The sequence below is a fragment of the Fimbriimonadaceae bacterium genome, assembly GCA_023957775.1.
GTDB lineage: Bacteria > Armatimonadota > Fimbriimonadia > Fimbriimonadales > Fimbriimonadaceae > JAMLGR01.
The window spans coordinates 107,952-134,153 of sequence record JAMLGR010000008.1 but is presented as its reverse complement, the minus strand read 5'-3'; the positions used below and the strand labels follow the sequence as shown (position 1 = coordinate 134,153).

At 65.5% G+C, this 26,202-nt stretch carries 19 protein-coding genes and 1 tRNA gene; 12 read left to right on the top strand and 8 right to left on the bottom strand.

Translation table 11 applies throughout. The annotated features are described in order from the left end of the window. Window positions 1-13: 13 nt before the first annotated feature. The 3 genes from M9921_08760 to M9921_08750 are packed head-to-tail and all read right to left on the bottom strand — an operon-like array spanning window position 14 to window position 6,081. On the bottom strand, window positions 14-3,544 hold the full coding sequence (locus tag M9921_08760) for a hypothetical protein (GenBank protein ID MCO5296934.1): 3,531 nt from the start codon (window positions 3,542-3,544) through the stop codon (window positions 14-16). Window positions 3,545-3,580: 36 nt separating this feature from the next. Further along, the gene (locus M9921_08755) at window positions 3,581-4,924 is read right to left on the bottom strand and encodes a hypothetical protein (GenBank protein ID MCO5296933.1); all 1,344 of its coding nucleotides are present in this window, start codon (window positions 4,922-4,924) and stop codon (window positions 3,581-3,583) included. A 50-nt stretch (window positions 4,925-4,974) separates the two neighbouring features. Next, complete coding sequence (locus M9921_08750; GenBank protein ID MCO5296932.1) at window positions 4,975-6,081, bottom strand: hypothetical protein; 1,107 nt, start codon at window positions 6,079-6,081, stop codon at window positions 4,975-4,977. 112 nt (window positions 6,082-6,193) lie between these two features. On the opposite strand from M9921_08750, the gene M9921_08745 reads away from it, so the two are divergent. Then, a tRNA-Leu gene (locus M9921_08745) sits at window positions 6,194-6,280 on the top strand. Window positions 6,281-6,345: 65 nt separating this feature from the next. Here the strand turns inward: M9921_08745 and M9921_08740 are convergent. Further along, window positions 6,346-6,573 carry a hypothetical protein gene (locus M9921_08740; protein MCO5296931.1) on the bottom strand — a complete coding sequence of 76 codons (228 nt, stop codon included), beginning with the start codon at window positions 6,571-6,573 and terminating at the stop codon, window positions 6,346-6,348. A 329-nt stretch (window positions 6,574-6,902) separates the two neighbouring features. Between M9921_08740 and M9921_08735 the strand changes: the two genes are divergently transcribed. The 7 genes from M9921_08735 (at window position 6,903) to clcA (ending at window position 15,785) form a co-directional block, all read left to right on the top strand. Further along, a complete protein-coding gene (locus M9921_08735) occupies window positions 6,903-7,529 on the top strand; it encodes a lamin tail domain-containing protein (GenBank protein ID MCO5296930.1) in 627 nt (208 codons plus the stop codon). A gap of 435 nt (window positions 7,530-7,964) precedes the next feature. Next, a complete protein-coding gene (locus tag M9921_08730; GenBank protein MCO5296929.1) occupies window positions 7,965-8,639 on the top strand; it encodes a DUF642 domain-containing protein in 675 nt (224 codons plus the stop codon). A gap of 101 nt (window positions 8,640-8,740) precedes the next feature. Next, on the top strand, window positions 8,741-9,628 hold the full coding sequence (locus tag M9921_08725) for a PEP-CTERM sorting domain-containing protein (protein MCO5296928.1): 888 nt from the start codon (window positions 8,741-8,743) through the stop codon (window positions 9,626-9,628). Between the two features lie 78 nt (window positions 9,629-9,706). Next, a complete protein-coding gene (locus M9921_08720) occupies window positions 9,707-11,506 on the top strand; it encodes a GspE/PulE family protein (GenBank protein MCO5296927.1) in 1,800 nt (599 codons plus the stop codon). A 72-nt stretch (window positions 11,507-11,578) separates the two neighbouring features. Then, complete coding sequence (locus M9921_08715; GenBank protein ID MCO5296926.1) at window positions 11,579-12,460, top strand: HDOD domain-containing protein; 882 nt, start codon at window positions 11,579-11,581, stop codon at window positions 12,458-12,460. 4 nt (window positions 12,461-12,464) lie between these two features. Further along, window positions 12,465-13,838 carry a type IV pilus twitching motility protein PilT gene (locus M9921_08710; protein MCO5296925.1) on the top strand — a complete coding sequence of 458 codons (1,374 nt, stop codon included), beginning with the start codon at window positions 12,465-12,467 and terminating at the stop codon, window positions 13,836-13,838. Between the two features lie 327 nt (window positions 13,839-14,165). Further along, window positions 14,166-15,785: a H(+)/Cl(-) exchange transporter ClcA gene (gene clcA, locus M9921_08705; protein ID MCO5296924.1), complete on the top strand. Its 1,620-nt coding sequence runs from the start codon at window positions 14,166-14,168 to the stop codon at window positions 15,783-15,785. A gap of 137 nt (window positions 15,786-15,922) precedes the next feature. On the opposite strand, the gene nhaA is transcribed toward clcA, so the two are convergent. The 3 genes from nhaA to M9921_08690 all read right to left on the bottom strand — a co-directional run bounded on the left by nhaA (window position 15,923) and on the right by M9921_08690 (window position 19,023). Continuing rightward, window positions 15,923-17,152, bottom strand: a complete 1,230-nt coding sequence (gene nhaA, locus M9921_08700) for a Na+/H+ antiporter NhaA (GenBank protein ID MCO5296923.1) — start codon at window positions 17,150-17,152, stop codon at window positions 15,923-15,925. Between the two features lie 186 nt (window positions 17,153-17,338). After that, window positions 17,339-18,028: a hypothetical protein gene (locus M9921_08695; protein MCO5296922.1), complete on the bottom strand. Its 690-nt coding sequence runs from the start codon at window positions 18,026-18,028 to the stop codon at window positions 17,339-17,341. A 128-nt stretch (window positions 18,029-18,156) separates the two neighbouring features. Next, on the bottom strand, window positions 18,157-19,023 hold the full coding sequence (locus tag M9921_08690) for a mechanosensitive ion channel (protein MCO5296921.1): 867 nt from the start codon (window positions 19,021-19,023) through the stop codon (window positions 18,157-18,159). A gap of 74 nt (window positions 19,024-19,097) precedes the next feature. Here M9921_08690 and M9921_08685 point away from each other — a divergent pair, with 74 nt between their 5' ends. Genes M9921_08685 through M9921_08675 form a run of 3 tightly spaced genes read left to right on the top strand, consistent with a single transcriptional unit; the run spans window position 19,098 to window position 22,890 of the window. Then, window positions 19,098-20,672 carry a dicarboxylate/amino acid:cation symporter gene (locus M9921_08685; GenBank protein ID MCO5296920.1) on the top strand — a complete coding sequence of 525 codons (1,575 nt, stop codon included), beginning with the start codon at window positions 19,098-19,100 and terminating at the stop codon, window positions 20,670-20,672. Next, window positions 20,665-21,132: a GyrI-like domain-containing protein gene (locus M9921_08680; protein ID MCO5296919.1), complete on the top strand. Its 468-nt coding sequence runs from the start codon at window positions 20,665-20,667 to the stop codon at window positions 21,130-21,132. The genes M9921_08685 and M9921_08680 overlap by 8 nt, the downstream gene beginning before the upstream one ends. A gap of 45 nt (window positions 21,133-21,177) precedes the next feature. Beyond that, a complete protein-coding gene (locus M9921_08675; protein MCO5296918.1) occupies window positions 21,178-22,890 on the top strand; it encodes an adenylate/guanylate cyclase domain-containing protein in 1,713 nt (570 codons plus the stop codon). A 386-nt stretch (window positions 22,891-23,276) separates the two neighbouring features. Here M9921_08675 and M9921_08670 read toward each other — a convergent pair whose 3' ends face one another. After that, window positions 23,277-25,121, bottom strand: a complete 1,845-nt coding sequence (locus M9921_08670; GenBank protein MCO5296917.1) for a cation:proton antiporter — start codon at window positions 25,119-25,121, stop codon at window positions 23,277-23,279. Between the two features lie 60 nt (window positions 25,122-25,181). Between M9921_08670 and M9921_08665 the strand changes: the two genes are divergently transcribed. Then, window positions 25,182-26,198 carry a DUF481 domain-containing protein gene (locus M9921_08665; protein MCO5296916.1) on the top strand — a complete coding sequence of 339 codons (1,017 nt, stop codon included), beginning with the start codon at window positions 25,182-25,184 and terminating at the stop codon, window positions 26,196-26,198. Window positions 26,199-26,202: the final 4 nt, after the last annotated feature.

Below are 26,202 nucleotides of genomic sequence, written 5' to 3'. Positions count from 1 at the left end.
GGAACCCGTTCCCTCACAGCCGCAGCCGGAGCGTCGACTCGATCACGTCGCCGGTCTTGACGAGCTTCCCCGCCCCGTAGTTGGAGATCCACTCGTTCCAACCCACGTGGGTGCCGCCATACCAGTCGTTCACATGCACGCTGATGCGATCGGTCTCCACCATCGCCCGGACCGATTGCTTGCCTCCCGACCAAACCCGCACGCCCACCCCGTCGGGATACGCGATCTCGGCATCGACGACGTTGCGCTTCGTGCTGCGAAAGTCGTTCGAGCCCATTGGGGAGAGGTCCTGGCTCCAAGCCCAATTCGGGGGAACTTCGGTGCCGTGTTGCGGGAAGGCACGGGCCGTTCCGACGGGCCGCCCGATGTGGTCGGAAGGGTACGCGCCCCACTCCGCCAGCCGATGCCAGGAGAAGGTGTCGCACGCGCGCGGGACCGAGAAGCGCATGCCGACCTCCCTTGCCCGAAACTCCTCGCCCGTGTACTGGAACCGGCTCCGGACCGTCACCTCCCCCTCGGGTGAGACGAGCAGGTCGTAGCCGCCCTCGAACTCCCGGTAGCGACCCTTCAGAACAACACGCACGTTGACGCCCTCCTTCTTGACGTCCATCGCCTCGAGGCGCCACTCGTTGCGGCCGGGGAGGGGGGCCTCCGGCGCGTCCGCCCGAAGGACGTGCACGGCCGGAAACTCAAGCAGCAATGGGGAACGCCCCCGCACGCACCGGCGCAGGAAACCCCCGCCCCGGTCGAACGCCAGTTCGAACCCGTCGCCCACGAGGTGCACGCTCTGCCCCGCCAACACGCTCTCCTCGCGGATCACGATCGGCCGTGTGGCGAGCGTGGGCTTGACTTCGGCAGGGGACGAGGTCGGGAATCGAAACTCGTCGATCACGCCCCCGTCGAGGGCACGGAAGACGATCCGCAGGTCTTCCCCCGCTTGGAAGGACGGGATCGCCGGAATCGTGAAACGCCCGCTCGATCGCGGCGGCACGTCGAGATGGAGCGTTCCGCTTCGATCCCCGATCGCGTAGGTCGTCCGAATGGCAGACAGGTTCGTGAAGTCGTACTCGTTGGACACCTCGAGCGTCAAGTCGCGCGCGAGAGACACCTGCCGCTCCCGCATCTTGACGGGAGAGTGAAGCTTCTTCACGATCCAGAACTCGGGCTTGCGGCGTCGCCATCCGTCCACCACACCCCACGGCGCATCGCCCACGATCCCCCTTCCCGGCAAGGTGTAGGCGGCATCTGCGAAATGGCTCCGCGTGGTGTCCCGCCCATATTCGAGACCTCGGCCTGGCACGCAAAACAGGTCGTCGGCCCAGCACCAGATCATCGAGCCCTGGGTCGCCTTGCTCTGCATAAACGCGCGGTAGATCTCCTGCAGGGGCGCCGCGTAGTAATCGCGAATCCCAGGGTCCACCCACATCTCCCCGACGTCGCCAAAGATGCCTTGGAAGATGCACCAGGCCTCATCGAAGAACAAGGGCTGCCGCAGCGTCTCGTTGGCGGCGATGCGCGCCACCGAGATGGGGTTGTGCAGTGTGGCGATTTCCAAGGGAGCGCTGATGGCCGCGCCCGTCGGCCGGCTGGGATCCACCCTCCGCACCCACTCGTGGCTGCGCTCGAAGGCGAACCCGAACTCGCTCTCGTTGCAAAGCGACCACATGAACACCGAGGGGTGGTTGCGGTCGCGCGCCAGCAACTCTCCGGTGAGCTGGAGGATTCGGGGCACGTTGCGCAGATCGTCCGCGACCCCGACCCAGCAAAAGTCGGCCTCGTCCTCCACGTAAAGCCCCATCTCGTCGGCATCCTCCACCAGCTCGGGGATCGGCGGATAGTGCGAGGTGCGGACGGCGTTCAGGTTCGCCTCGCGCATCATGCGCAGGTCTTGGCGGGTCAGCGCCGGGGTGACCGCGCGGCCCAGCAACGGGTGCGAATCGTGGTGGCACGTGCCGCGAAACTTCACGGGTCGGCCGTTGATGAGCACCTCGGAACCCACCACCCGCGTCTCGCGCAAGCCGATCCGCTGATCGAGGGTCTGAACGGTCGTACGGCCGTCCGTCAGCTCGATGCGCAGCGTGTAGAGGGTCGGGCTCTCGGCGCTCCACGCGCGAGGGTTGGGGATCGTGAGCGCGAAGGACCCTTCTCCCACGGCCTCGGGAGCGAGACGCGCCAGCGATGCCGTCGTTCGGGCGACAAGGGTACCGTCAGGTTCTAGCAGAGAAAGCCGGGCGCCTCCGGCCGCCACGGCGCGCGGCGAGCGGTTGATCGCACGAACCGTCCCCTCCACGCGGGCAACGCCCGCGGCGAACGTGCAGCTCTGCTCGAGCGCCTCGACGTGGACGCTGGGCACCCGGACGAGCGTGACTTTGCGGATGATGCCGGCCAGCGGGAAGTCCGCGTACTGGCTCATCTTGTCGAGGTTGTCGCTCACGTTCGTGTGCTCCACCACCTCGAGCGCAAGCACGTTTTCTGGGCGCAACAGGTGGGTCACGTCGGCCTCGAACGGGGTGAAACCCCCCTCGTGCCTCGCCACCTCGGTGCCGTTCAACCACACGCGGGCGCCGCTGTACACGCCGTCGAACCGCAACAGAGCGCGGCCGCTGCCTGGAGGCGCTGGAAACCGGACCCGATAGCCCCCGCGCCCCGAGAGCGAGCGGAACCCCTCCATCTCCCAGTGCGCGGGCACCGCGATGGGCGACCATCCAGCATCGTCGAACGCGGGGCGTTCGAACCCCTGGGGTGGATCGAGCGCGAAGCGCCAGCCTTTGGCCAGTTCGGTCCTTTGCGCGTCGGGTCCGAGGGGGGTCACCGCCCGCTGGAATCCGATCGCCGGAAGCTGCGCGGGGGTGGCGCCCAAAGACGTGGCGCGGACCATGCCTCTCAGACCCACGGGCATCGGGGCGAAGAACATCCCGTGCTCGTCGGTCTCCACCCTTCGGCTCCAAGCATGGCCGCCGGCATTCCCTTCCAAGTCGACCAAGTGTCCCGCGAGCGGCTGGGCACCCAGCGAGTCGCAGAGAATCCCTACAAAGTTGCCGCGCAGGTCGGACGCGAGATGCACCTCGGGCAGGTGGCGGTGGGCGGGTCCATAGACCTCGACTTCGGTGAAGCTCGGCCCATTGGTGATGTTCGCGATCCGGACGCGGGACGTGGTGCGCGCGGGTTGAATCGGGCACAGCACAAGACCGGGAAGGCGAACGTTGGGCTTGCCGAAGTGTCCGGCCGGCATCCATCGGCCCGCCGTGTCGTCCCACGTCTCGACGTCCCACTCAAACGTGTAGCGCCCGTACTGTCGGACCAGCAATTCGGCAATCTCCACGGGCCGGCCCCACTCCAGTTGGAACCAGACGCCGCTGTTGTGGCCGGGGATGCCGGACCAGCGCGTGTCCATCGTGCCATCGACAGCGAGGTTGGCGGGCAACCCGGGTTGAAACTCCGAGGCAGAGGCGCGCGCGCTCCGCCCGAGGTTCCCTTCCTGGGCCGTTGCCCCACAGGCAGCCACCAACATCAGACCCAGCAAGAGGCCACGCAATCGCTCCATGAAGCGATTGTGCGCCGAGAATGTCGGGAAATCTCCTCAGATCGACGCTTTCGCGCGAAGCGACTGTAGAGGCATCGTGATCGAGGCCATGTAGACCGGGTTTTGCCGGTAGCCCTTGGCCCCGAGACACTCCCAGGGCGCGCCCTGACGGTCATGCGTGCGCCAATCCTCCGCCCTGAAGTGGGCGATCATCGCATTGACCACGCGCTTGGCCCGGTTGGGGTCCCGCTGGGCCAAGGCTCGGGCGAGCCACCCCGTGGGGACATGCCAGTAGGCGCCGTTTTGATAGGTGTTGAGCGGAACGCCCGCCGTCTTCTCCCAGGCCGAGGTCGGGGAGAAGTCATGGTCCCTCGGGACGTGGCGGACCGCCCCTTCGAACGTGATCGAGCCCGCGTCGAAGGCACCGACCACCACGTCGAGCGCCGTTTCCTTGCGCTTCCCTTTCAGCACGCCCAAATCGAGCGAGAATAGGGTGCCCCACACATCGGGCTGGCGTCCCACGCCGGTCGCGGCCGACAACCAGCCGTCGGAGCCGAAGGTCTCGGCGAGGTGCATGGCCATCCACTCCTGGAAAAATGCGTACTTGCCGATGGGGTCTGGGTGTCCCGCTGCATGCCTGAGTTCGAGCATCTCGCCCAGTGCGCGATAGCGCAGCAGGGAGGCGAAGAGCATCGCTCCGGTGAGGAAAACCGTGTCGCAGAAACCGAACCCGACCGCACGTCGCGCCACGTCGGTTTTGATCATGCCTGAGGCGTCATCGACGGTCGGCACATCGAGCGCAAGTTGGAGGCGTTCCCAAAGGGTGCGTCCCTCGATCCGCTCCGCCAAGAAGGTCGCGTCGCGCGTGGTCCTCCAAAGCTGGGCGGCGATATGGATGAATTCGTAGTGATCGTCCACCGGCGGCAGGACGCCCCACGGTTCGCCGCCCTGGTGTTCGCCGGCATCGTACGTGCCTGGATAGAACACGGGTTGGCCGTCGAAGTTGATGTGGTCGGCGATGGCGAACGGCGGGATGATTGCGCCGCTTGCGAGGCGCCGTTCGTCGGGGCCGTTCTGCGTCTTGGCGATCAGGCGCAGGTGGTCGCGCATGGTCTGGGCGGAGAGCAGTCCGCAGCCGCACGCCATCGAGAAGTCGCGCACCCAGAGCGCGGGATAGTGGCCGCCGGGCGTGACAAGGGGAAACCCGACCGTGTTGCCGGTTTCTGTTCCGGGTGCAATCGTGGCTGCGGCGACGGTCGCCCGGGCGAGGGCCTCAAGGAAGGCGAGGTCGTCTTTCCGAATCAAGGCGTCGTCCCTCGCGCGCCCACTTACCCAATGCGGCAGACACGCCCCGGCCGCGGCCAGGGCGGAGTGCCGCAGAAGGGCGCGCCGGGTCAGCATGCCCGGACCATACCCGCCCCCCGAAGCGAGCCTCGAGGGGCGGGCGATGGCTAGCGTCGGGCGTCGAACCCCGTCATCTTCTTGCCGCCCAGCATGAGCTGGAGCGTGGTCTTGGTTTGGATGCGCGGCAGCGGCTGGGCCTTGGCGAGCGCGGCTCCCGGACCATAGCCGGCCATGGTGCACATCGCCATGTCCGCGTTTTGGAAGATCCCGGCGGGCACGTCCACGCTCGTACGATCGCCCGCCATGAACATGGTTTTCTCGACGTAATCCCGCACCTCCGCCATTTGGAGGTAGCCCATGTCGCCCATCAGGCCTTCGGCGAAGACCTCGGAGGAGCTCCAGATGATCAGGGTGTTCTTCCCTTCCATCCCGATGATCGACGCGTTGAGGCCGAGGGCGTGCTCGATGGGGTCCCACTTGAACTTGATCGCCTTCTTCAGGTCGATCTTCTTGTCGAGGTTGGGCGAAGACATCTGGATGCCGGCGAGGAAGTCCACGTCGGCGGGCGCCTCGATCTCGACGTTGCCCGTGTAGGACGTCGTGAGCGAGTACTTGCCCACCAGCGAGGCGTTGGCATCGATCGATCCGGCTTGCGACTTCGTGGGCCAGTAGCCGGTGGTCCATCCCGCCTTGTAGAAGTAGGAGCTTCCGGCGCGCGCTTCGCGTGCCTGCTGCTTCATCGCTTCCTTCTGCTCGTCCGTGAGTCCTGCCCACTTGATGATCTTGGGTTGTCCATCCTTGACGGTCTCGGAGGAGCCCCAGTAGATCTTGATGGTGAACTCGGGGTTGGAGTCGGGGTCGAAGTCCTGTGTGGCGCGGCCGCTGGACGTTCCTTCGGGCCGGTACAGAGCGAGATCGAGCTTCTTGCCTTGTTTGAGTCCGTCCGGCGGAACCACGGAGGCGGTGGCATCGGGCGGGGCGATGCTGGGGGACCAGAGACGAATGCTCAGAGCACGGACTGGTTTGCCCGAGAACATCATGGCTTCGGGGGGCAGTTTGAAGCCGGGGGGAAGGTCGCCGATATCGATCGGAGGCATTCCGGCCATGCGTCCCACCTTGGTTTCGGCGAGGATGGCGAAGTACGCCTGATCGTCGGAAGTGCACGGAATCAGAGCCCCCGCCACGAGGGCGACGAGAACGGCATGTCGAATCACAGAGACACCTCTTTCCGCGCAGAATCCGGGCCAGCCCGGATCGCGGCGGCTCAGTATATCTTTGACACGGGGCGGAAAACGTGGGTTGGAGGGGCTATAATCGGGGTCGCCCGCCCAGGTGGTGAAATTGGTAGACGCGCTGGCTTCAGGTGCCAGTGTCCGCAAGGACGTGGAGGTTCGAGTCCTCTCCTGGGCACCATTTCTTCGTTTGTCGTTTGTCGTTTGTCGTGCGCTCGAGATCGCAAGCGCTGACACGGTGGCCCTTCACTTGAAGTTGGGGCCCCGGACCATGTTGACGATGGTCAGAGCAACATAGAGCAGAACCTGCACGACGAAGGCACCCATCCAGCCCAAGCCTAGGCAGAAGTCCGTAAGGATCCACAGAATAACGCTGATCTCGGCAAGCAAGATTCCGCGTCGATACTCCTGCTTGCCGACCCAGTAGTACAGCCGCGCGAAGAGGAGCATGAGCGCCGCGCCGATCATGCTCATGCCTCCGGTCCCATGGGACACTGCTCAAGCCTCATCGTCAGTCCTTAACTGGATCATAAACGTCCTTGCCCGCAATCGCAACTCAGATCGGCGTCAGCGTGTGCAGCACGGATTCGTGTCGCGTGCTGGCCAGCCACAGATCGTCGACGAACACGTTCACCTGGTGGTTGCAAGGACCCACGGTGCCAAGTTGGGCCCGCGCCATTGTACGACGGGGATCGTCGCCGAGGCCGGGGAGGCTTAACCTTCCGATAACCGGTTCTTAATCGACGCTCGGCATTCTCATCAAAGCGCATCTTTGATTTAGCGCAGAAGGAGAAAGAAAAACCATGAAACGACTTGCAATGATGGCGGCGTTCGCGACGGCGGTCGGTGCCCAGGCGCAGATGCGCATCACAGAGTACGAAGTGGGAGGCTCGATCGGCCAAGGCGAATTTGTCGAGTTCACCAACATCGGCAACAGCGCAATCGATATGACTGGCTGGAGTTTCGACGACAGCAGCGCCGCCGCCGGTGCGTACCTCCTCACGTTCGGAGTCGTTGCGCCGGGTGAGTCGGTGATCATGACCGACGTGTTCGCCGCCGACTTCCGCACCGCGTGGGGTCTGGCCGGCAACGTTCAGGTTTCCGAACTCAACGATCAGAACCTGAGCAGTTCGAACGCAGATGGCATGAATCTCTTCGACAACAATGGTGTTCTGGTGGACACGCTCAACTACCCTGACAATCAGAACCCCACTCCCACCATCAGCCGCAACGGCCCGCTGAGCCAACTCGGTCTCAACAACGATGCGGCGTGGGAACAGTCATTCGTTGGCGACAGCTTTGGATCGTGGATAAGCAGCGCGGGCGACACAGGAAACCCCGGTCTCTACACGCCCGTTCCCGAGCCTGCCACCCTGCTCGTCCTCGGGCTTGGCGCCGCAGCCACCCTGCGCCGCCGGCGACGAGCGTAGACCTCGCTCCTCGTCCCTGTTCGCCCGGCCCCAACGGGTTCGCTCACCTCGCCGCCTCTCCCGCAAACGGGGGAGCGGCGAGGGCGAGTCGCGCTCACACCCGGCGATCCTGATCGGGCACGACCATCCCCACCTTCTCTAGGCTGAGACGCTTGAGCAACGCGTAGGTGCCACCTCGGCTTGAGAACTCGCTGTCTCAAAGATGGCCAGTAAGACCGTCTGCATCACCGCCTGGTCATCCTGCTTCAGCGTCGGCAGAGGTTTAGAACGCCCTTGCGAACCAGAAGGACCGCCGGTCGCCGTCAGGCGGGTATGCCTTTGAATCCATAAGGCTTCCTTACGGGAAGATGAACTCGTGCCACTTCACCAGGCAAATTTACGGGATCTCGGGAAGGAGTATTGTCCGCTGCGAGCGAGCTCCTTATACTAATGTTCGTGAAATTGCAACTGAGTGAAATGTGCAGTCTGAACAGGCGGTCCATGGGACTCGCGCTGGGTGCCGTGCTCGCGCTGGCTGGGCTGAACCCAACGGCGCAAGCCGTGAATCTGGTGCAAAACGGTGGGTTCGAGACCTACGATTCCGGCGCGGCAAACAGTGGAGGAACCGGCTACCTTACCTACTTGGCCGGCAACGCGGGAATCTCGAACTGGACCGTCGGGCCGTCGGGTGGCAGCGTTGACATCGTCATACCGCCCCAATCGAGCTACATCTACGCGGGCAACGCCGCTCTCGACCTTGTGGGCTCACCGGGCCCGGGCAGCGTCGAACAGACCTTGGCGACCACGAACGGCGCCACCCACACCGTCACCTTCCGCGCCCAGTGGCGGCAGGACGCTCTCAACCGAACCATCGACGTCAGCCTCGGTAGCGAAACGCAACAGGTCGTGCTCGGTGCCGCGCAGGCAACGTGGGAACTCGTGACCCTCAACTTCACAAACGTCGCGGGCTCCTCCAACGTGTTCAAGCTGGCGTCCCTGACGAACAACACAACCAACGGCAATACGATGATCGATGAAGTGAGCGTGGTGGCTAACCCAGTTCCCGAGCCGTTCACTCTGGCCTTGGCTGCAGGCGCCCTTGCGGCCGCTGCATGGCGGCGGAAAAGGTAGTCGGGGGGCAACTTTCGCCCCCCCTTCCAAAATGACCGAATCCCGAACGATTCGGCAATATTGCCTGGTTCCATTTTGCCCTTTCTTGATAGGATGAGACCATGAGTCGCATTACCCTCACACTCGCAACCCTGTGTCTTGGATTGGCGTTCGGCCAGGCTCAGGACTTCCTGATGATGCCGGACAGCACGAACAACCGACTCGTCACGTTCAGCGCAACCGATGGCTCGGTCATCAATTCCAATCTCTTCGGACTTGCCGGCGGCACCCCCATCCACGCCCTGCAGGTCGGCAACGAGATCTGGGTGTCCGAGCAAATCGGCGATCGGGTGTCCCGATGGAGCGTCGGCGGGGCCTCGCTGGGCGCCATAAGCGGGGGCCTGGACAACATCCGCGGCATGGGCCTCATCGGCGGGACGGTCTACGTCACGAACGGCGGGACGGGCAATGGTTCGCCAGGCCCCAGCGTGGTCAAGTACGACACGAGCGGAAACAGCCAGGGATTCTTCACGACCACCGGCACCTCCCCCAGCCCGTTCTCGATCCTGTCCCACCAGGGCGACCTGCTCGTGGGCTCCTCGAGCGGCGGCAGCGACATCTATCGCTACGACGCCTCCGGCTCGGCGGTCAGCGCTTTTCACGATTCGACCTCCCTGAACTTCGTCGAGCAGATGGACCACGATGCGAGCGGCAACGTGCTCGCGGCCGGATTCTCGTCCAACAACATCGTTCGCCTGAACGCCAACACGGGTGCGGTCGTCGACTCCTTCACGGCCAGCGGGGCTCGGGGTCTTTACCGCTTGGGGAACGGGAACATCATGTGGACGAATGGCTCCGGCGCCTGGGTGTACGACGGCAGCACCTCGACTCAGGTCTACGCCGGCGGCGGGCGCTACCTGTCGCCCTACACGGCCGTGCCCGAACCGGCGACGATGGTCGTGCTCGGGCTCGGAGCCTTGGCCACCCTGCGGCGCCGACGGCGGGCGTAGCCCCTCACCCCCTGCCCCCTCTCCCCCGGGGCGCATCCAGCCGGCAATTCGCGCAGGTTCTCCCCGAGCCACGCGGAATTGCTGGGACTCGTCTGCACGCCGCGTGGAATCAACAACCCGGCGGGGGTCGTGGGCCGGCTTCCGTTGCTGAGGGTGTCGATGCTGACGGGCGACGTATTTATCGAAGAGGGGCTGATTACGGCGGAACAGCTCCGTCTCGCGCAGGACAAACAGCGCGAGCTGGGCGGCAGCGAACCCATCGCCCGGGTTCTCGTCGACCTCGGTTTCCTCAACGAGCGGGACCGTGTGCGCTGCCTCGGCAAGGTGTGGGGCATCGGCTACGTCGACCTCGCGTCCACCGCCCCCCAGCCCGACGCCCTCCAACTCCTATCGCCCCAACTCGCCAAGCGGTTCAAGTCCGTGCCCCTGCGCATCGAAGAAGGCAAGCTGTTCGTCGCGATGGCGAACCCGCTCGACATCTTCATCATCGACGAGATGCGCCTCACGACCGGGATGGAGATCGAGGCGATGATCGCCATCGAAGAGGATCTCCTCGCGGCCCTCTCCGCCCACTACAAGGTGGACGTCAACGTCAACGACGCCCTCGCAGGCGTGATGAAGGACTTCGATGGCGACATCGAAGTGTCGTCCCACGACGAGGAGGAACTGAGCGAAGCCGAGCTTCGCGAGATGGGTGAGGACGCCCCCATCATCCGCCTCGCCAGCCTCATCGTCAGCCAGGCGATCCAAGACAAAGCCAGCGATATCCACATCGAACCGATGAAGGACGGCATGCGCGTCCGATACCGCGTCGATGGCGTCCTCATGGACGGCATGAAGCTGCCGCGCAAGATCATGGCGCCGCTCACCTCGCGCTTCAAGATCATGTCCGACATGGACATCGCCGAGAAGCGGATGCCCCAAGACAACCGCGTGAGCGCCACGGTCGGCGGCCGCGAGTACGACTTCCGCGTCTCGACCCTCCCGCTCGTGCACGGTGAAAAGATCGTGCTCCGCGTCCTCGACAAGCAGGGCATCAACGTCGGCCTCAGCAAGCTCGGGTTCCTCCCGTTCAACCTCCGCCAGATCGAGGACATGTGCACCAAGAGCTATGGCATCATCCTCGTCACCGGTCCCACCGGCTCGGGCAAGTCCACCACGCTCTACTCGATCCTCAACAAGATCAACACCGGCGACAACAACATCATCACGATCGAGGATCCGGTGGAGTACGAACTGGGAGGCATCAACCAGTGCGGCGTGAACGTCCGCGCCGGCATGACGTTCGCCGCCGGCCTGCGCGCGATGCTTCGACAGGACCCCGACGTGATCATGGTCGGTGAGATGCGCGACCACGAAACGGCCACCATCGCCATGGAGGCCGCGCTCACCGGGCACCTCGTCCTCTCGACCCTACATACGAACGACGCGCCAGGCGCCGCGACGCGCCTGATCGACATGGGCGTCGAACCGTTCCTCATCGCCTCCTCCATCATCGGCGTACTCGCCCAGCGCCTCGTGCGCGTCATCTGCCAGCACTGCAAAGAAGCCTATCCAGGTACCCGCGAGAGCCTTCTCCGCTACGGCTTCCCCATCCCCGAGGAGATCGGCGCCGACACCGGAGGCGAACTCACGCTGTTCCGCGGCAAAGGCTGCGACCACTGCAAAGGCACCGGATACAAGGGACGCACCGGCGTCCACGAGTTGCTGCGGTTCACGGACGAGGTCCGCGACCAGGTGCTCGAATCTTCGCCCAGCCACGTGCTGCGGAACTTGGGCATCCAGCAGGGAATGAAGACGCTTCAGATGGACTCGGTACAGAAGATCCTGATGGGCGTGACTTCCGTCGACGAGGTGTTGCGCGTCATCTACGCCTAGACAAACCTGCAGACCCCCAGGCGAAATACCGAAACAACCATTGGGCTCGAGCCCGGGAACAAACGAGAACCCATGTCCGCACTACCAGCCGCAAACGACAACGAGAACGAGCGCATCGCCCGCCTTGCCAGCCGCATCAACGAGATCGCGGTGCTGCCGCACGTGGTGTTCAAGGTGCTCGAGATCTCCAGCTCCACCGACACCCCGGCCTCGGCCATGGAGAAGGCGATCATCATCGATCCTGGTTTCAGCTCGAAGCTGCTGATGCTCGCCAATTCCGCGTACTACAGCCTGCCGCGGAAGGTCTCTTCGATCCGCGAAGCGACGACCTTCCTTGGATACAAGGCGGTCCGCCAACTCGCGATGACCGTCGGGCTCTTCGACCTGTTCGTCGGCAAGACGGACAAAGAGTCGCTCCGGCGGCGCGCATGGTGGCGCCACTCGGTCGACACCGCCGTCTGCAGCCGCTGGCTCGCGGGCGAAGTCAAAACCGTCTCCACCGAAGAGGCCTACACGTGCGGCCTTCTCCACTACATCGGCAAGACGCTGCTCGACCGAATCGGGGATGCCAGCTACGACCTCGTGGAGGACAAGATCGAAGCCGGCGTCGATCCGCTCGAGGCGGAGATGCAGGTGTTCGGATGCACGCACGTGGAACTCGCCCGAGCCGCCGGCCGCAAGTGGGGCTTCCCGGAGTCCCTGATCGAAGGCGTCCTCTACGTGGACCCGGGTCCGGACAACAAGTTCGAAGGCCTGTGCGCATGCGTCGCCATCGCCAACAAGATCGCCGACCTCGCCCTTCTCGGCCGAGCGCACGAGGACGAAGAGGTCGATTCGATCGATCGATCGCTGCCCGAGTGGGCCTTGCGGGCGCTCGAACTGGACGCCGAGCAAACCCACGACCTCATCGACCGCGGGATCGCCGCCATCGGCTCCGCCCAAATGCAGATCTAGGCCTATGGAACACGTACCTGCCGAACCGAACGACAACTTCAACTGGGGCGAGATCCTGCGCGAGGAAGGAAACCCCGCGGCCCAAGAGGGTCTGACCATCGATCCCCGCAACGGCGAGCTGGTTCAGAAACCCATCCTTGAGGTCTTCGAGCCAGCCGAGGACGCCCGCTCCGAGGCCCAGAAGATCGCGGACACCTACCGCCCGGCCCACGTGCCGCAGGACATCCACTCGATGCCCGTGACCGGCGACCGCTACCAGGTGGGCAACGAGGACGCGACCCCGCAGACCGAGAAGATGGAGGGCGCCCGCCCCATCGGAGACCTCCACATCGACGAGATTCTCCGCATGGCGATCGACCGGAAGGCCAGCGACATCCACCTTACCGTGGGCCTGCCGCCGATGATTCGCCTCGACGGCGACATCGTTCCCCTCCCGTTCGAGCCGCTCAAACCCGCGGACACGCGCCGGCTGGTGTACGACACGTTTTCCGACGAACAGCTCAAGAAGTTCGAGCAAACCCACGAGTGCGACTTCGGCTACGGCGTGAAGGGCCTCGCGCGGTTCCGCTTCAACGTCTACATGCAGCGAGGGTCGGTCTCCGGCGCGTTGCGCGCCATCCCCACGAAGATCCCCTCGTTCACGGAGCTGAATCTTCCTCCGGTCATCCGCGAGATGTCCAAGCGCGTTTCCGGCCTCATCCTGGTGACGGGTCCCACGGGCTCGGGAAAGAGCACGACCATCGCGGCGATGATCGACGACATCAACGAGGATCGCCAGGGACACATCCTCACGATCGAAGACCCGATCGAGTATCTGCACGGCCACAAGAAGTGCATGGTGAACCAGCGCGAAATGCACTCGGACACCTACAGTTTTGCAGCGTCCCTGCGCGCCGTGTTGCGCGAAGACCCGGACGTCATCCTCGTCGGCGAGCTGCGCGACCTGGAGACCATCGAGGCGGCCCTGACGCTTGCTGAGACGGGGCACCTCGTGTTTGGAACCCTCCACACCCGCAATGCGCCCTCCACCATCGACCGCGTGATCGACGTGTTCCCCAGCGACCAGCAGGACCAGATCCGCGTGCTCCTCGGCAACACGCTCGAGGGCGTCGTGTCGCAGCAGTTGTTGCCGCGATTGGGCGGCGGGCGCATGGCCGCGATCGAGATCATGCAGGGCACGCCCGCGATCAAGAACCTCATCCGCGAGGGCAAAACGCACCAGATGTACTCCGTGATCGAGACGTCCGCGCAGATCGGAATGCAGACGATGGACCGCTCGCTCGCAGACATGTTCCGCAACGGCTACTGCTCGTACGAGGAGTGCCTGATGCGAGCCGTCGACAAAGAAAACTTCGCCCGGCTCGCAAAGGGCGCGTAAGCGCGGGGGGTTTCACGCGCACGCAGGGGGCGCGGGGAGTTTCACGCAAAGGACGCAAGGGGCGCAAGGGGCTCACGCAGAGGCGCAGAGGCGCGGGGGGAGTAACGCAATGGGCGCAAAGGTGTTTCCCCAAGGCCCAAGGACGAAGGACGAAGGACGAACCCGGGGCCCAAGGCCAAGGACGAAGGACCAGCCAGGCCCAAGGCCCAAGGCCAAGGACGAAGGACGAAGGACCAACGACCAGCCAGGCCCAAGGCCAAGGACGAACCCGGGGCCGGTATCCTTGGGGCCTATGCAAAGCCCCGTAAAGGATGACGCGGCAAGCCGATGACCGAACCCGGCTCGCGAGAGGCGCGGCGCCTCGCTCTTCGCCGCGAACGCGAACTCCGTAGACGCGCGGCGCTTCGGGACAGCCGGAGGGCGCACTTCGTCCGCGCCGCGATGATCGGACTTCTTTCGGGCGCCGTGGCCCTCGCGTTCCAATGGTCGCTGTTCCAGGTGGAACAGGCTCGCACGTTGGCCTTGGAGCGCCTGCACGACTACCCGTCCTGGGGGTGGTTGGTCCTTCCCGGAGTGGGAGCGATCCTCGGCGCGATCGGAGGGTGGCTGACCACGCGCTATGCGCCGGAGGCCGCCGGAAGCGGCATTCCCCACGTGAAGGCCGTGCTCCACCACTTGCGCCCGATGCGGTGGCAGCGCGTACTCGGCGTAAAATTCGTCGCGGGGCTGGCGAGCCTCGGCGCGGGGTTGTCCCTCGGACGCGAGGGTCCCACGGTGCAGATGGGCGCCGCGGTCGCCGATGCGGTCAACAAACTCCTCAAGGTCCCGCGTCGTTCCCGCTCCCAACTCATCGCCTGCGGAGCGGGCGCAGGCCTCGCTTCGGCCTTCAACGCCCCGTTGGCCGGCTTCATCTTCGTGATCGAGGAGCTTCAGCGCGAACTGTCGCCGTGGACCTACGGCGCGGCACTCGTCGCCACCGTCTGCGCCGATATCGTCACGCGCTCCTTTACGGGCCAGATGCCCTCGTTCCACTTCACCGGCTACGAGACTCCGCCGCTGACCGCGCTGCCGCTGTTCGTGGTGCTCGGGGTGATGGCCGGCGGTGCGGGCGTTCTGTTCAACCGCGGCCTCCTCGGCACGGTGCAGTGGTTCCAAAAACCCCGCCGATTCCCGATGTGGGCGTGGCCCGCGGTGGTGGGCATGATCGCCGGGCTGGTTGCCTGGTGGATGCCCGAAGTCGTCGGCGGCGGGCACTACACGGCCGAACGGATCCTGAGGGGATTCCACGCCGCCCCCGAGCTGCTCGGCTTCGTGGCCCTGATGTTCGCCGCGAAGTTCGTGATGACCATGATCAGCTACGGCTCGGGCGCGCCGGGCGGGATCTTCGCCCCGCTGCTCGTCCTCGGAGCGCTCTTGGGGCTGTTCGCCGGCATGGTCGGCGGTTCGTTCTTCCCCGACCTCGCCCGCACTCCCGCGGCCTTCGCGGTGGTCGGCATGGCGGCGATGTTTGCCGCCGTGGTGCGCGCCCCCTTGACCGGTATCGTGCTCATCCTCGAGATGACCGGCAACTACGAACAACTGTTCCCCCTGGCCGTGGCGTGCCTCATGGCGTACATCACCGCCGAGCACTTCCGGGACAAGCCGATCTACGAGGCGCTGCTCGACCAGGACTTGCGGCGCAAAGGGATCCATCCCGTCGAGGAGAGCGAACCCGTCCTCGTGGACCTCGTCGTCGAACCGGAGTCGCCGATGGCGCACAAGAAGGTGCGGGATCTGCGCCTCCCACCGGGCTGCCTCCTCGTGACGGTGCGGCGCGCGGGGCGGGACATGGTGCCCGGGGGCGAAACGCGGCTGTCGATCGGCGACCAGCTCACGGTCATCGTCTCCGGGGACGTCGCCCACATCGTGGCCGAAATCACGGGAGCCGCCGCGTCCAGCAACGATTAGCAGCGGCCTCCGACCCCGGGGGCTCGCTGCAGCTCGACTCCGGCCACGGGTGCGACCGGGATGGTCACATTCCACCGCGGCCGCGGCGGCGAGGATTGCCGGCAGGCGGGGTTCCGTGGTCGCTCTTCAGCACCCTGCTAGGCGGGCGCGGGATCCTTTCCCAGGAACCGGCGGAGGAGGAGGTAGCCCGCGGTCGCCGACACGGTCGACCCGACGAGCACGCCAAGCCGGCTTGGCACACCCAGGTCGTCCCCCGTATGCTCGAACGCGAGCGTCCCGAGGAACAGGCTCATTGTGAAGCCGATGCCGCAGAGCACCGCGGCCCCCAGCAGCCCGGTCGCGCTCACCCCCTGAGGAAGCTCGACGCCGCGGAACCGCGTGGCCAACCACCCGAAGATAAACACGCCGACGGGCTTGCCGAGGACCAATCCCAGCATCACACCCAGCGCCACGGGCTCCATCAAGGGTCCCGCACCGGACCCGCCCGCAATCGGCACCCCCGCGTTCGCGAACGCGAACAGCGGCAAGATGCCGTAGGCGACCCAAGGATGCAGCCCCTCTTCCAAAGACTCGAGCGGCGAGTGGTCGGGCTTGGTTGGGTGGGAGATCGGGATAGCCAGCCCCAGCAGGACGCCCGCAAGCGTCGCGTGCACGCCGGACTTCAACACCGCGACCCACATGACGAACCCGACCAACATGTAGGGCGTGAGGCTCCCCACGCGCAGGCGGTTCATCGCGACCAGCACCAAAAGGGCCACTCCTGCCGCGGCGAGTGACCCCCATGCCAGATCGCCGCTGTACAGAAAGGCGATCAACACGATCGCGCCCAGATCGTCGATCACGGCGATCGCCGTCAGGAGGATCTTCAACCCCGGAGGCACGCGGCTACCCAAGAGGGAGAGGATTCCCAGGGCGAACGCGATGTCCGTCGCAACCGGGATGGTCCAACCTCGCATCGCCTCCGCGTCGCCGCGCACGAACGCCGCGAACACGAGGGCTGGAACCACCATGCCGCCGAACGCGCAAACGAGCGGCAGAGCGAGTTGAGACCGATGGGAGAGTTGGCCGCGCACGACCTCCCTCTTGATCTCCAAACCCACGAGCAGGAAGAACACCGCCATCAAACCGTCGTTGATCCAGAGAAGCAGCGGCTTGTCCAGCGCGAACTCCCCCAATCGAATGCCGAAGGGCGTCTCCAACAGCAGCACGTGCCATCGGGCGAGGGGCGAGTTGGCGATCAGCATCGCCAAGATCGCCGCGCCGATCAGCAGCAAGCCTCCCGCAGCCTCGAGTCGCAAGAAACGCTCCAGCGCTTCCGAGGCCCTCGCCGCGATAGCGCGCACGGGTTTGGGAACGGGTGTGGCCATGGCAAAACGGCGAAGCCGCGTCGGGGCTTCGCCGGGTCAAGGGTACCGAATCAAGCACCGGCGCCGCCAAAGGGGACCGCAAGGGCGCCCAAACGCCCTGGGAAGGTCACGGGGCCAGCGCGGCCCCTGCAGGGTGGCTCTGGGGCCCCAGGTCAAGGGGCCCCCTCAAGAGTCACACGAATCGGGTTAGAAGCGGAAGCTCGTCGTCGCCGTGAGGAACATGCTCGTGCGGCGGAACCCCGTCTGGATCGAGAAGTGCTCGACCGGAACCCATCGAAGGCCGGCGTTGAAGTTGCTCGTGTCCCACTCGCCCATCAGACTGACCTTGTTGCCGAACAGCAGCTCGCCGCCGAAGAAGGCCTTCTCCTTGAACATCCCGGTACCCGCGCCCACGTGCACCTTGAAACCCACGGGAAGACCGCCGGCCTCGTCCACTTCCACTTTCGGCGGAACGACATCGGCCGACGCCACGAAGTAGATCGTCTGATCGATCGCATCGGCGGCATCGATGACCCCGACGCCCAACTCGAAGAAGTTGAAGTTGGAGGGAACCAACGTGACCTTGGCGTTCGCCACGAACTTGTTCGACGCGTTGTCCCGATCGACAAATGCGCCGCCGACCTCGACGTACGGAACCAGTCCGTAGTTCACGGCCGCGACGGAGACGTTCTCACCGAAGAACGCGCTGAACCGCGCCTGTCTCGAATCGGAAACGTAGGCCGTGGGAATCGTGATAAGGCCCGTGGGGCCGTACCACGAACTGCCCATGGTCAACGCGCTCCGCGATCCTTCGCGAACCTGCATCTCCGCGGGGTGCATCCCCGGTCCTGCGGCCGCGCTGATCGCGGCAGCCATCGCAATGCTGATTGGAATCATGTTGCCTCCTTGAAACTTCCGTGGTGATCGTTTCAGTACGATTTTGCCCCGGTGAACGAAGCGCCTCCGCATGACATCTATAAAAATGCGGGCGGGCGCGGCCTGTTCCCTGGCCTTTCGTCCCCATTTTACCCGTCGTGCCGCCCCAAGAGGGAAACGTCCGACGTTTTGAGGTGGAGGTCCCGCTGCGGATAGGGGATCACGATCGACGCATCCCGCAGGGCGGCGTGGATCCGATAGTTCAAACGACTGACGAGCACGTTGGGCAAATGGGCGAACTTCTCCGTCCAGACCAGCAAGTCGAAGTTCACACTCGAATCGCCGAACTCGACAAGCCGGACGTCGGGGGCAGGGTCCTTCAGCACGTCGTCGCTTGCGGCCGCCACCGCGAGGAGCACGTCTCGCACCCCCTCGGGGTCGCTGTCGTAATGCACACCCACCGGCACGCGAATGCGTCGTCGGCTGCCCGTGTGGGTCCAGTTGATCAACTTGTTCTGCAGCAGAAAGGAGTTCGGAACGATGACAGCGGCGTCGTCCAGCGTCACGACGACGGTCGAGTAGAACCCGATCTGCCGCACGTCGCCCTCAAGGCCCTCCACCTCGATGCGGTCGCCCGTACGGATGGGGCGAGCGGTGAGCAGGATGATGCCGCTGATGAAGTTCCGGGCAATCTCCTGCAGGCCGAGTCCCACTCCCAAGCCCAAGGCGCCGGTGAAGGCCGCGAGCGCACGAAAATCGAGCCCGGCGGTGGAAACGATCGAAAACAGCCCGACGACGAGGATTCCGTAGTAGACCAAGGTCGCAACGGAGTCGGCCACGCCGGGCCCGAGCCGCTGGTTCTTTCGCAGGCGGCGCAACGACACGCTGCGGATGGTCTTCGCCGCCAGATAGAGCAGGATCGGGAGCACCGTGAGCTTGAGCAGGCTCATCGGGGTCATCTCGAAGCCGCCAAACTTGAAAAACGGGCTCTCCAACCACTCGTACAGCGAGTTCATGGGAAGTCAATTGTGGCGCATTTCATCCGCACCATCCGGCAGGAAGCCCGGGCCGGGGGTCGAACGGAGAGCGCATGACCACCAATGGGCTCACCTCCCGCGTTCTACTCGGCATGCTTGCCGGCGTCGGCGTCGGGTTGGTCCTGATGAACTTCTCGCCGGTCGGCCTGCAGCCGGGCGACACGCTGTCCGTCGAACTCGCCTCCGAACAGGCGCTGACCCTCAAGGTCGGGGAATCGGACAAGGCCGAGAAGCTGCTGGACGTGTCGACATCGGGCGGAGACACGGGCAAGGCCGTGCTCGAGAAAGCGCAGAAGAAAGGGTTCGTCGCCCTTCCCGGCGGCCAGGAGGTGGAGGTCGGCGGGGTTTCGAACAACGAGGCCGGCCGCCGCATCGCCCAGGCGATGGGCGAGGCGTTCGCCAAGGTCCACCTCGTCGAGCGCAAGCAAGTCAAGATCCTCCCTCCCGCGTTTCAGCCCTTCTACCTCGTCGGCGAACTGTTCATCCGGCTCTTGAAGATGCTGATCGTGCCGCTCATCATCGCGACGGTCCTCATCGGCATCGCCAGCCTCGGCAGCTTCAAAACGATGGGCAGGATCGGACGCCAGACCCTGTTGCTCTACGCGGCGACCATGATGGTCGCGGCGGCGATCGGCATAACGATCGTGAACCTCGTGCGCCCCGGCTCCAACCTCCACTGGACCGCGCCCGAAGGCGGAGCGATCGCCGACCAACCCGCGATCTCCGACCTGCTGCTCCGCATCGTCCCGACGAATCCCATCGAGGCGATGGCGAACTTCGACGTGCTCGGCATCCTCTTCTTCACGATCATGGTGGCGCTGGCCATGCTCGCTCTGGGCAAGCGCCACATCGCCCCCGTTTTCAACTTCTTCGAGGGGCTCAACGATCTCGTTTACGTGTTGATCGGATGGGTCATGGCGATGGCCCCGATCGGGGTGGGCGCGCTCGTGGCCTACTTCCTCGGCATCCAAAGCCCCGAACTCTTGGGGACCCTGGTCGAAAGCCTGGGCAAGTTCGCCCTCTGCGTCGTGCTCGGGTTGGTGATCCACTTCTGCGTGCTGATGAGCGCGGTGAAGTTTCTTGGCAAGAAGAGTCCGATCGCCTTCATGCGCGGCATGGCCCCGGCGATGGCCACGGCGTTCGGCACGGACAGTTCGAGCGCGACGCTTCCGGTGACCATGACGTGCGTGCGCGAGATGGGCGTTTCCAAGCGCATCTACGGATTCGTGGTTCCAGTGGGCGCCACCGCGAACATGAACGGCACGGCCCTCTACGAAGCCACCGCGGTCCTGTTCTTCGCCCAGGCGTACTCGGCGGGATTGACCCTGCCGCAGCAGGTCATCGTCGCCTTCACATCGATGCTGGCGGCCGTCGGCGCCGCGGGCATTCCCAGCGCCGGCCTCGTCACGATGTCGCTGGTCTTGACCGCCGTCGGGTTGCCACTCGCCGGCATCGGCCTTCTGTTTGCGATCGACCGCCCGCTGGACATGATGCGCACCGTCGTGAACGTCGTGGACGATGCAACGGCCAGCGTCGTGATCCAAGCATGGAATCCCGAGGTCCGGGCCGAGGACGACGACGCGGCCACCGAATACCAGGAGTTGGAACCCGAGGCCTCCCATGGTTGACGCCTACAAGTTCGAGATCGTCGACGTTCCGCCCGAAGCGGCGGTCTTCGTCGGCGCGACGTGCGGACACTCCGAGATCGGCGAGACCCTCATGAAGGTGCTGCCCCAGGCGCTGGATCACGCGATCGAAAGCGGGGTGGCTCCCAAGGGTCCTCCCTTCGCGCGGTACCTGTGCTGGAGGCCTACGGATTGCGAGTTTGAGGGCGGATTCACCCTGCCCCACCCGATCCAAAGCGGACCCACCGTCACTTCGGGCGTTCTCGGCGGGTGTCGCGCGGCCCACACGGTGCACGTGGGGCACTACTCGGGGCTGCGGGAGGCGCATGGCGCCGCGATGGAGTGGATCGAGGCCCAAGGTCTCTCGGTCGGGGGGGCGCCCTGGGAGAAGTACGTCACCGACCCGGAAGAGGTACCGAACGCCGACGAGTGGCGGACGGAGATCTTCTGGCCCATCGCCTGAGGCCCAGGGCATCCTCGGCCGGGTTGGTTGCGTATCAATAGGTCGATGGAGGTTCCGACCGCTCCGCCCGAAACCCGTCCCGAAGCGCAGGCGATGCTGGCGTTCGCCGCGTTCCTTCGCGACGACCCTTCGGCCGCCGACCATGACGCGGGCGATCTGGCGGCGCGCTTTGGGCTCTCGCCGGAGATCGTCCGCGAGGCGATCGAAGTCGCGCGCCGCCGACGGCGGCCCTCGGGCCCCGAACGCAATCACTTGCGCCGCTCGGGGGCCGGGGCCCGGCGCGTCCTCGAGGCCCTCTCGAACCACCCCATCGCGGCCGTCATCGCGGCGGGGGTGTTTCCGATCGCGATCGGAACGGTGGCCGGGCTCGCGGACCAGCCCACGCTCCGCATCGTGACCGGCGCGGCTTGGGGCGTCGTCGTGTTGTTGGCGACTCTCCTTTGCTACGGGATCGGCCGCCTCCGCACCGCATTGGGTGTTGCGATCGCGCTCGGGCCGATGTTCGTGCTGCCAGGGGCCATCCGGACCGTTCTTCGCCCCATGGAGGGGGCCCTTCCCCTCACGGAGCGATTCCTGCTCGGCGCGTCCATGCTGTCCCTTCTGGTGGCCATGCTAACCGTGGCAGCGGCGACGGTGGGGGGGTACATGCGCATGCGCAGCGAAATGCGGCGCGAAGACCGCATGGGCCGCCTCAGCCTCCTCGAGCGTATCCTGGACCTTCAATCCCGACTCGAGGATGAGGAGCGACCCGATCCCAGACGCGAACAGCCGAGCTGGCTTCCCTTGGCCCGCGATCGTTGGCAGGGATTCTCCCTGCTCGTCGGAGTCGTCCTCGCCCTGACGGGCCTCCTGATACGGCTCACCGTCGGTATTCCCGATCCCTCGTCCGAACAGGTGCCGACCCTCGCCCAGTTTGTTCCCGCGCTCCTCCAGATGGTGATGCTCCTCGCGCTGACGTTCTTGGCGGGGTTCTGCTCCGGAGGCTGGCGCAACGGTCTGGCGGCGGGAGCGCTCGTTCTAGTCGGCCAAAACACCCTCGCGGCGCTCGGTCTCGACGGGGTGGGGATCGGGGCCATGGTCGAGCAGTATCGCCAGAGTCCGTCGCTCCTCGCGCTGCTGCTGATGTATCCCATGCTGGGACTCATTGGAGGACTGGCGGCCGCCGTCGAAGCGCGCGCCGACCAGCAGCGGCGTCTCCTCGCCGCCGATCGAGCCGCCCTGTTGAGCGAGATCGTGCGCCTCCAGCAGGTCCTCAACACCGGTGCCGCCGAGGTGTGCGTGCTGGTGGTCGATTGTGTGAAGAGCACGCTGATGAAGCAAGGAGCGGATCCCCTGAAGGTCGAGGCGTCCTTCCGCGCCTTCCACGACCACATCGCGGCGGTGTGCAGCCGCCACGGGGGCCGGGTGATCTCCGTGGCTGGCGACGGGGCCATCGCCGAGTTCGTCGGCGTGGTGGAAGCCATGGCGTGCGCGCGGGAGATCCAATCGCGCATGGCCGAGTTCAACGCCCGCGGGAACCGACTCGCGACGCCGTTCCGCGTGCGCGTCGGCTTGCACTGCGGCCGTGTTCACGGTGGCCTCGACGAGGTGGTGTTCAACCAGGTGATCGACATCGCCGCGCACGTCGAACGCGCAGCCCCGGCGGGCGGCATCGCCGTGACCGACGAAGTCCGCAACCACGTCCCCGAGCAGCCCTTCGCCGAACTAGCCGCCCGCGTGGACGAACACCCGGTCTACATTGCGCTGGATCCTGCGTAGGGTGGGCCTTGGGCCTGGCTGGTCCTTGGTCCTTCGTCCTTCGTCCTTGGCCTTGGGCCTTGGGCCTGGCTGGTCCTTGGTCCTTCGTCCTTCGTCCTTGGCCTTGGGCCTTGGGCCTGGCTGGTCCTTGGTCCTTCGTCCTTCGTCCTTGGCCTTGGGCCTTGGGCCTTGGTCCTTGGGCCTTGGGCCTTGGAGGTGTGCCCCCCCTCCCCCCGCGCCTCTGCGCCTCTGCGTGCAACTCCCCCCATTGCGCCCCTTGCGTCCTTTGCGTGAAACTCCCCCCGCGCCCCCTGCGTGCGCGTGAAAATCCCCCCGCGCCCCCTGCGTGCGCGTGAAACTCCTTTGCGCCCCTTGCGTCCCTTGCGTGAAACTCCCCCGCGCCCTCCCTACGCCGGCGGGGCCAGCAGCAGGTTTCGGGCTCCCTTCTTGGTGCTGGCCTTCGCACCGGCCTCGATGAACTCGAGCCGCCCCGATTCGTGGACGGTGGCCAGGGGGATGCTTTCGCCGAAACCTTGTTGCCGCCGCTGGGCGGCGTCCTCTTCCGTCTCAAGCCCCTCGATCTGAATCTGCCATCCCTTGCGGATCTTCTCGACCAAAGCCTCGTAGTTCCAGTCCGCACCGAACAACACGCGTCCCGCCGGCTCGCGGCTCTTTCCGCGCACGGTCTCGCGCGACTTCGCGGGAAGCTGGAACACGTTGGCGCGGCCGAAGACGTTCATCCCCTCCTCCGCGAGGAGGCGGTTGGCGTGGTCGTTCGAGGTCAGGGCCAGCATCGAACCCATGTTCGCCAACTCGATCTCCTCCCGGTCCTCCTCCTGCAGCCAATCGCACCAGAGGGCCGGCAACTCCTGACGCTCCGCCTCGGCGACGTAGTCCGGGTTCGTGTCCAACAGGAGCGGCTGGAACTCCAACTTCGCGAGGCTGGCCGCAAGGGCGCGTCCGAGCGGGTTGGCCCCGGCGATGATGAAGCCCTTGGGATCTTCTCTGGAGATCTTGAGGCGCCGTGCAAGCGGCATCGCGCCAAAGCCGTACACCACAACGGTGGAAACGATCACCAGGAACGTCGTCGAAGCCAACCGCTCGGCATCCGGATAGCCCATCTCCTGCAGGCGCAGGGCGAAGATCGAGGACACCGCCGCCGCGACGATTCCGCGCGGCGCCACGCCCGCCAGAAACAGGCGGTCGGGCCAACGAATGCGCGCCGGCGCGAGCCCCACCAAAACGGAGATCGGCCGGATGAGCACGATGAGCGCCAGCACGAAGAGGGCCTCGCGAACCGTGACCTCCTGCAACACCGCAAGCTCGACGCGGGCCGCCAATAGCACGAACAACGCCGAGATCAGGAGGACCCGCAGGTTCTCCTTGAACTCGAGGATGGGATGCACGTGGATCCAGGGCTGGTTGCTCAGCGCAACGCCCATCACCGTGACCGCGACCAGTCCCGCCTCGGCCTGCACGAGGTTGGCGGTGCTGAAAGCGACAAACACCACGGCCAGAGCCACCGGGTTGATCAGGAAGTCGGGCACCCAGAACTGGCGGACGAACAGAACGGTCAACCCCGCGCCCAGCAACCCGATTCCCGCACCGCTGAGCAGGGTGTTGACAAACGCCAAGGTCGCGGCCCGCAACGGCTCGGCCGCCGGTTCGCCAAACAGGAACTCGAAGACCAGAACCGCGGCGATCGCGCCAAGCGGGTCGATCAGGATTCCCTCCCATTTCAAGATCGTTCCCGACTTGCCCGAAGGGCGCACGGTGCGGAGCAGAGGGCCGATCACCGTGGGACCGGTCACCGTCAGAACGGCCGCCAACAGGACGGACATGCGGATGTCGAACCCGAGAATCTGCGAGGCGGCGACCGCGCCGAGGCCGAACGTGATCCCTCCCCCGACGACCACCAGGAGCAGCACCGCCACACCGATCGAGCCGTCTCGAGGCCGCTTCGCGGCTCCTCCGGCATCCTCCGGCTCGAGCCGCTTTCGAGCGAAAATCTCGCGCCACTTCAGGCTCATTCCGCCCTCGAAGAGAATCAGTGCGACCGAGAGCGATACGAACGGCAGCAACGAACGGCCGAGGATCTCATCCGGGCGGAGAAAACCGAGGACCGGACCGAGAACGACGCCGGACACGAGCATCAAGACGATCGCCGGCACCCGCAACCGCCATGCGACCCATTGGGAGGCGATCCCGACGATGAGCACCGTCGCGAGTTGAAGCGTGATCTGCTCGGTCATGGACTCTGCCATTCTGGACGACCGCGGCCGTGGGAACGTGGCGTTTTGCTAGAATGGGCGATGCTCCGGCTCCACGCTCTCGCCCTCTTTGCCGCCTTCTCGGCCCCTCTTGCGGCGCGCGCTGACGTGATCACGCTCCTCAACGGCGATCGGATCACCGGGCGGGTCGTGAGCCTGGTGGAGGGCAAACTTCGCGTCGCGACCGATTTCGCGGGAACCCTGATGGTGGATGCGGGACAAGTCGAAGCCGTGCGGCTGGACGACGAGGCCACGATCGACCTTCGGGACGGCCGGCAGCTCCGCGGCACCCTCGTCCCGGGGCCGGGCGGCACGCTCCTTCTTCGCGTGGGCGGGAACGAGCGACAGGTGGGCTGGGACGACGTGCTCGCGATCAACGCACCCCCGCCCGCCCGACCCCAATGGAAGGGCTCCGTCGTCAGCAACCTGAATCTCGCGCGGAGCAACACCGACACGCAGGTGTTCAACGTCGACCTCGAAACCCACCGCAAGGGCCCTTCGGAGGAGACGGATCTGAGCGGCTCGTACCTCTTCGGCCAGCAGACGCAGTCTGGCGAAGTGGTCACGACGCAGGACTCTTGGGGTGTCAGCGGCCACTTCAGCCGATACGCCTCGTCCCGCACCTCCAGCTTCCTCAGCGCGCGACTGGAGCGCGATGGAATCGTCGATCTCGATCTCCGCTCCATCGTCGGCGGCGGACTGGGCTTCATGCTGCTCGAGCGGGGAGACACGAAGTGGTGGATCGATCTGGGCGTTTCGCACCTGCGGGAGGATTTCGCGGGGGCGGGTGCGGCGCGCGAGCGCCTCACGGGACAGTTCTCGTACCGCTTCCAAACGCGTCTCTTCGGGCGGGTCGAACTCGGCCACGAGGTCTCGGTCTATCCGGCACTCGACAACGTGTCGGACTACTTCCTCTCGTCGAAGTTCACAGTCCGCACGCCGCTGTCCCAAACGTTGTTCGCCAACTTCCGATTCGTCCTAGACTACGACGCCACCCCCGCTCCCGGATCGCGGAAGGACTCGTCGAAGTACACGTTCGGGATCGGCTACCGGTTCTAGGCCC

Coding starts and splice junctions, on each gene's coding strand:
- M9921_08715 (MCO5296926.1), top strand. CDS start 11,579: ATGTCCGCACTACCAGCCGCAAACGACAACGAGAACGAGCGCATCGCC.
- M9921_08710 (MCO5296925.1), top strand. CDS start 12,465: ATGGAACACGTACCTGCCGAACCGAACGACAACTTCAACTGGGGCGAG.
- M9921_08760 (MCO5296934.1), bottom strand. CDS start 3,544: ATGGAGCGATTGCGTGGCCTCTTGCTGGGTCTGATGTTGGTGGCTGCC.
- M9921_08670 (MCO5296917.1), bottom strand. CDS start 25,121: ATGACCGAGCAGATCACGCTTCAACTCGCGACGGTGCTCATCGTCGGG.
- M9921_08690 (MCO5296921.1), bottom strand. CDS start 19,023: ATGAACTCGCTGTACGAGTGGTTGGAGAGCCCGTTTTTCAAGTTTGGC.
- M9921_08755 (MCO5296933.1), bottom strand. CDS start 4,924: ATGCTGACCCGGCGCGCCCTTCTGCGGCACTCCGCCCTGGCCGCGGCC.
- M9921_08685 (MCO5296920.1), top strand. CDS start 19,098: ATGACCACCAATGGGCTCACCTCCCGCGTTCTACTCGGCATGCTTGCC.
- M9921_08725 (MCO5296928.1), top strand. CDS start 8,741: ATGAGTCGCATTACCCTCACACTCGCAACCCTGTGTCTTGGATTGGCG.
- M9921_08680 (MCO5296919.1), top strand. CDS start 20,665: ATGGTTGACGCCTACAAGTTCGAGATCGTCGACGTTCCGCCCGAAGCG.
- M9921_08735 (MCO5296930.1), top strand. CDS start 6,903: ATGAAACGACTTGCAATGATGGCGGCGTTCGCGACGGCGGTCGGTGCC.
- M9921_08740 (MCO5296931.1), bottom strand. CDS start 6,573: ATGAGCATGATCGGCGCGGCGCTCATGCTCCTCTTCGCGCGGCTGTAC.
- M9921_08665 (MCO5296916.1), top strand. CDS start 25,182: ATGCTCCGGCTCCACGCTCTCGCCCTCTTTGCCGCCTTCTCGGCCCCT.
- M9921_08675 (MCO5296918.1), top strand. CDS start 21,178: ATGGAGGTTCCGACCGCTCCGCCCGAAACCCGTCCCGAAGCGCAGGCG.
- M9921_08695 (MCO5296922.1), bottom strand. CDS start 18,028: ATGATTCCAATCAGCATTGCGATGGCTGCCGCGATCAGCGCGGCCGCA.
- clcA (MCO5296924.1), top strand. CDS start 14,166: ATGACCGAACCCGGCTCGCGAGAGGCGCGGCGCCTCGCTCTTCGCCGC.
- nhaA (MCO5296923.1), bottom strand. CDS start 17,152: ATGGCCACACCCGTTCCCAAACCCGTGCGCGCTATCGCGGCGAGGGCC.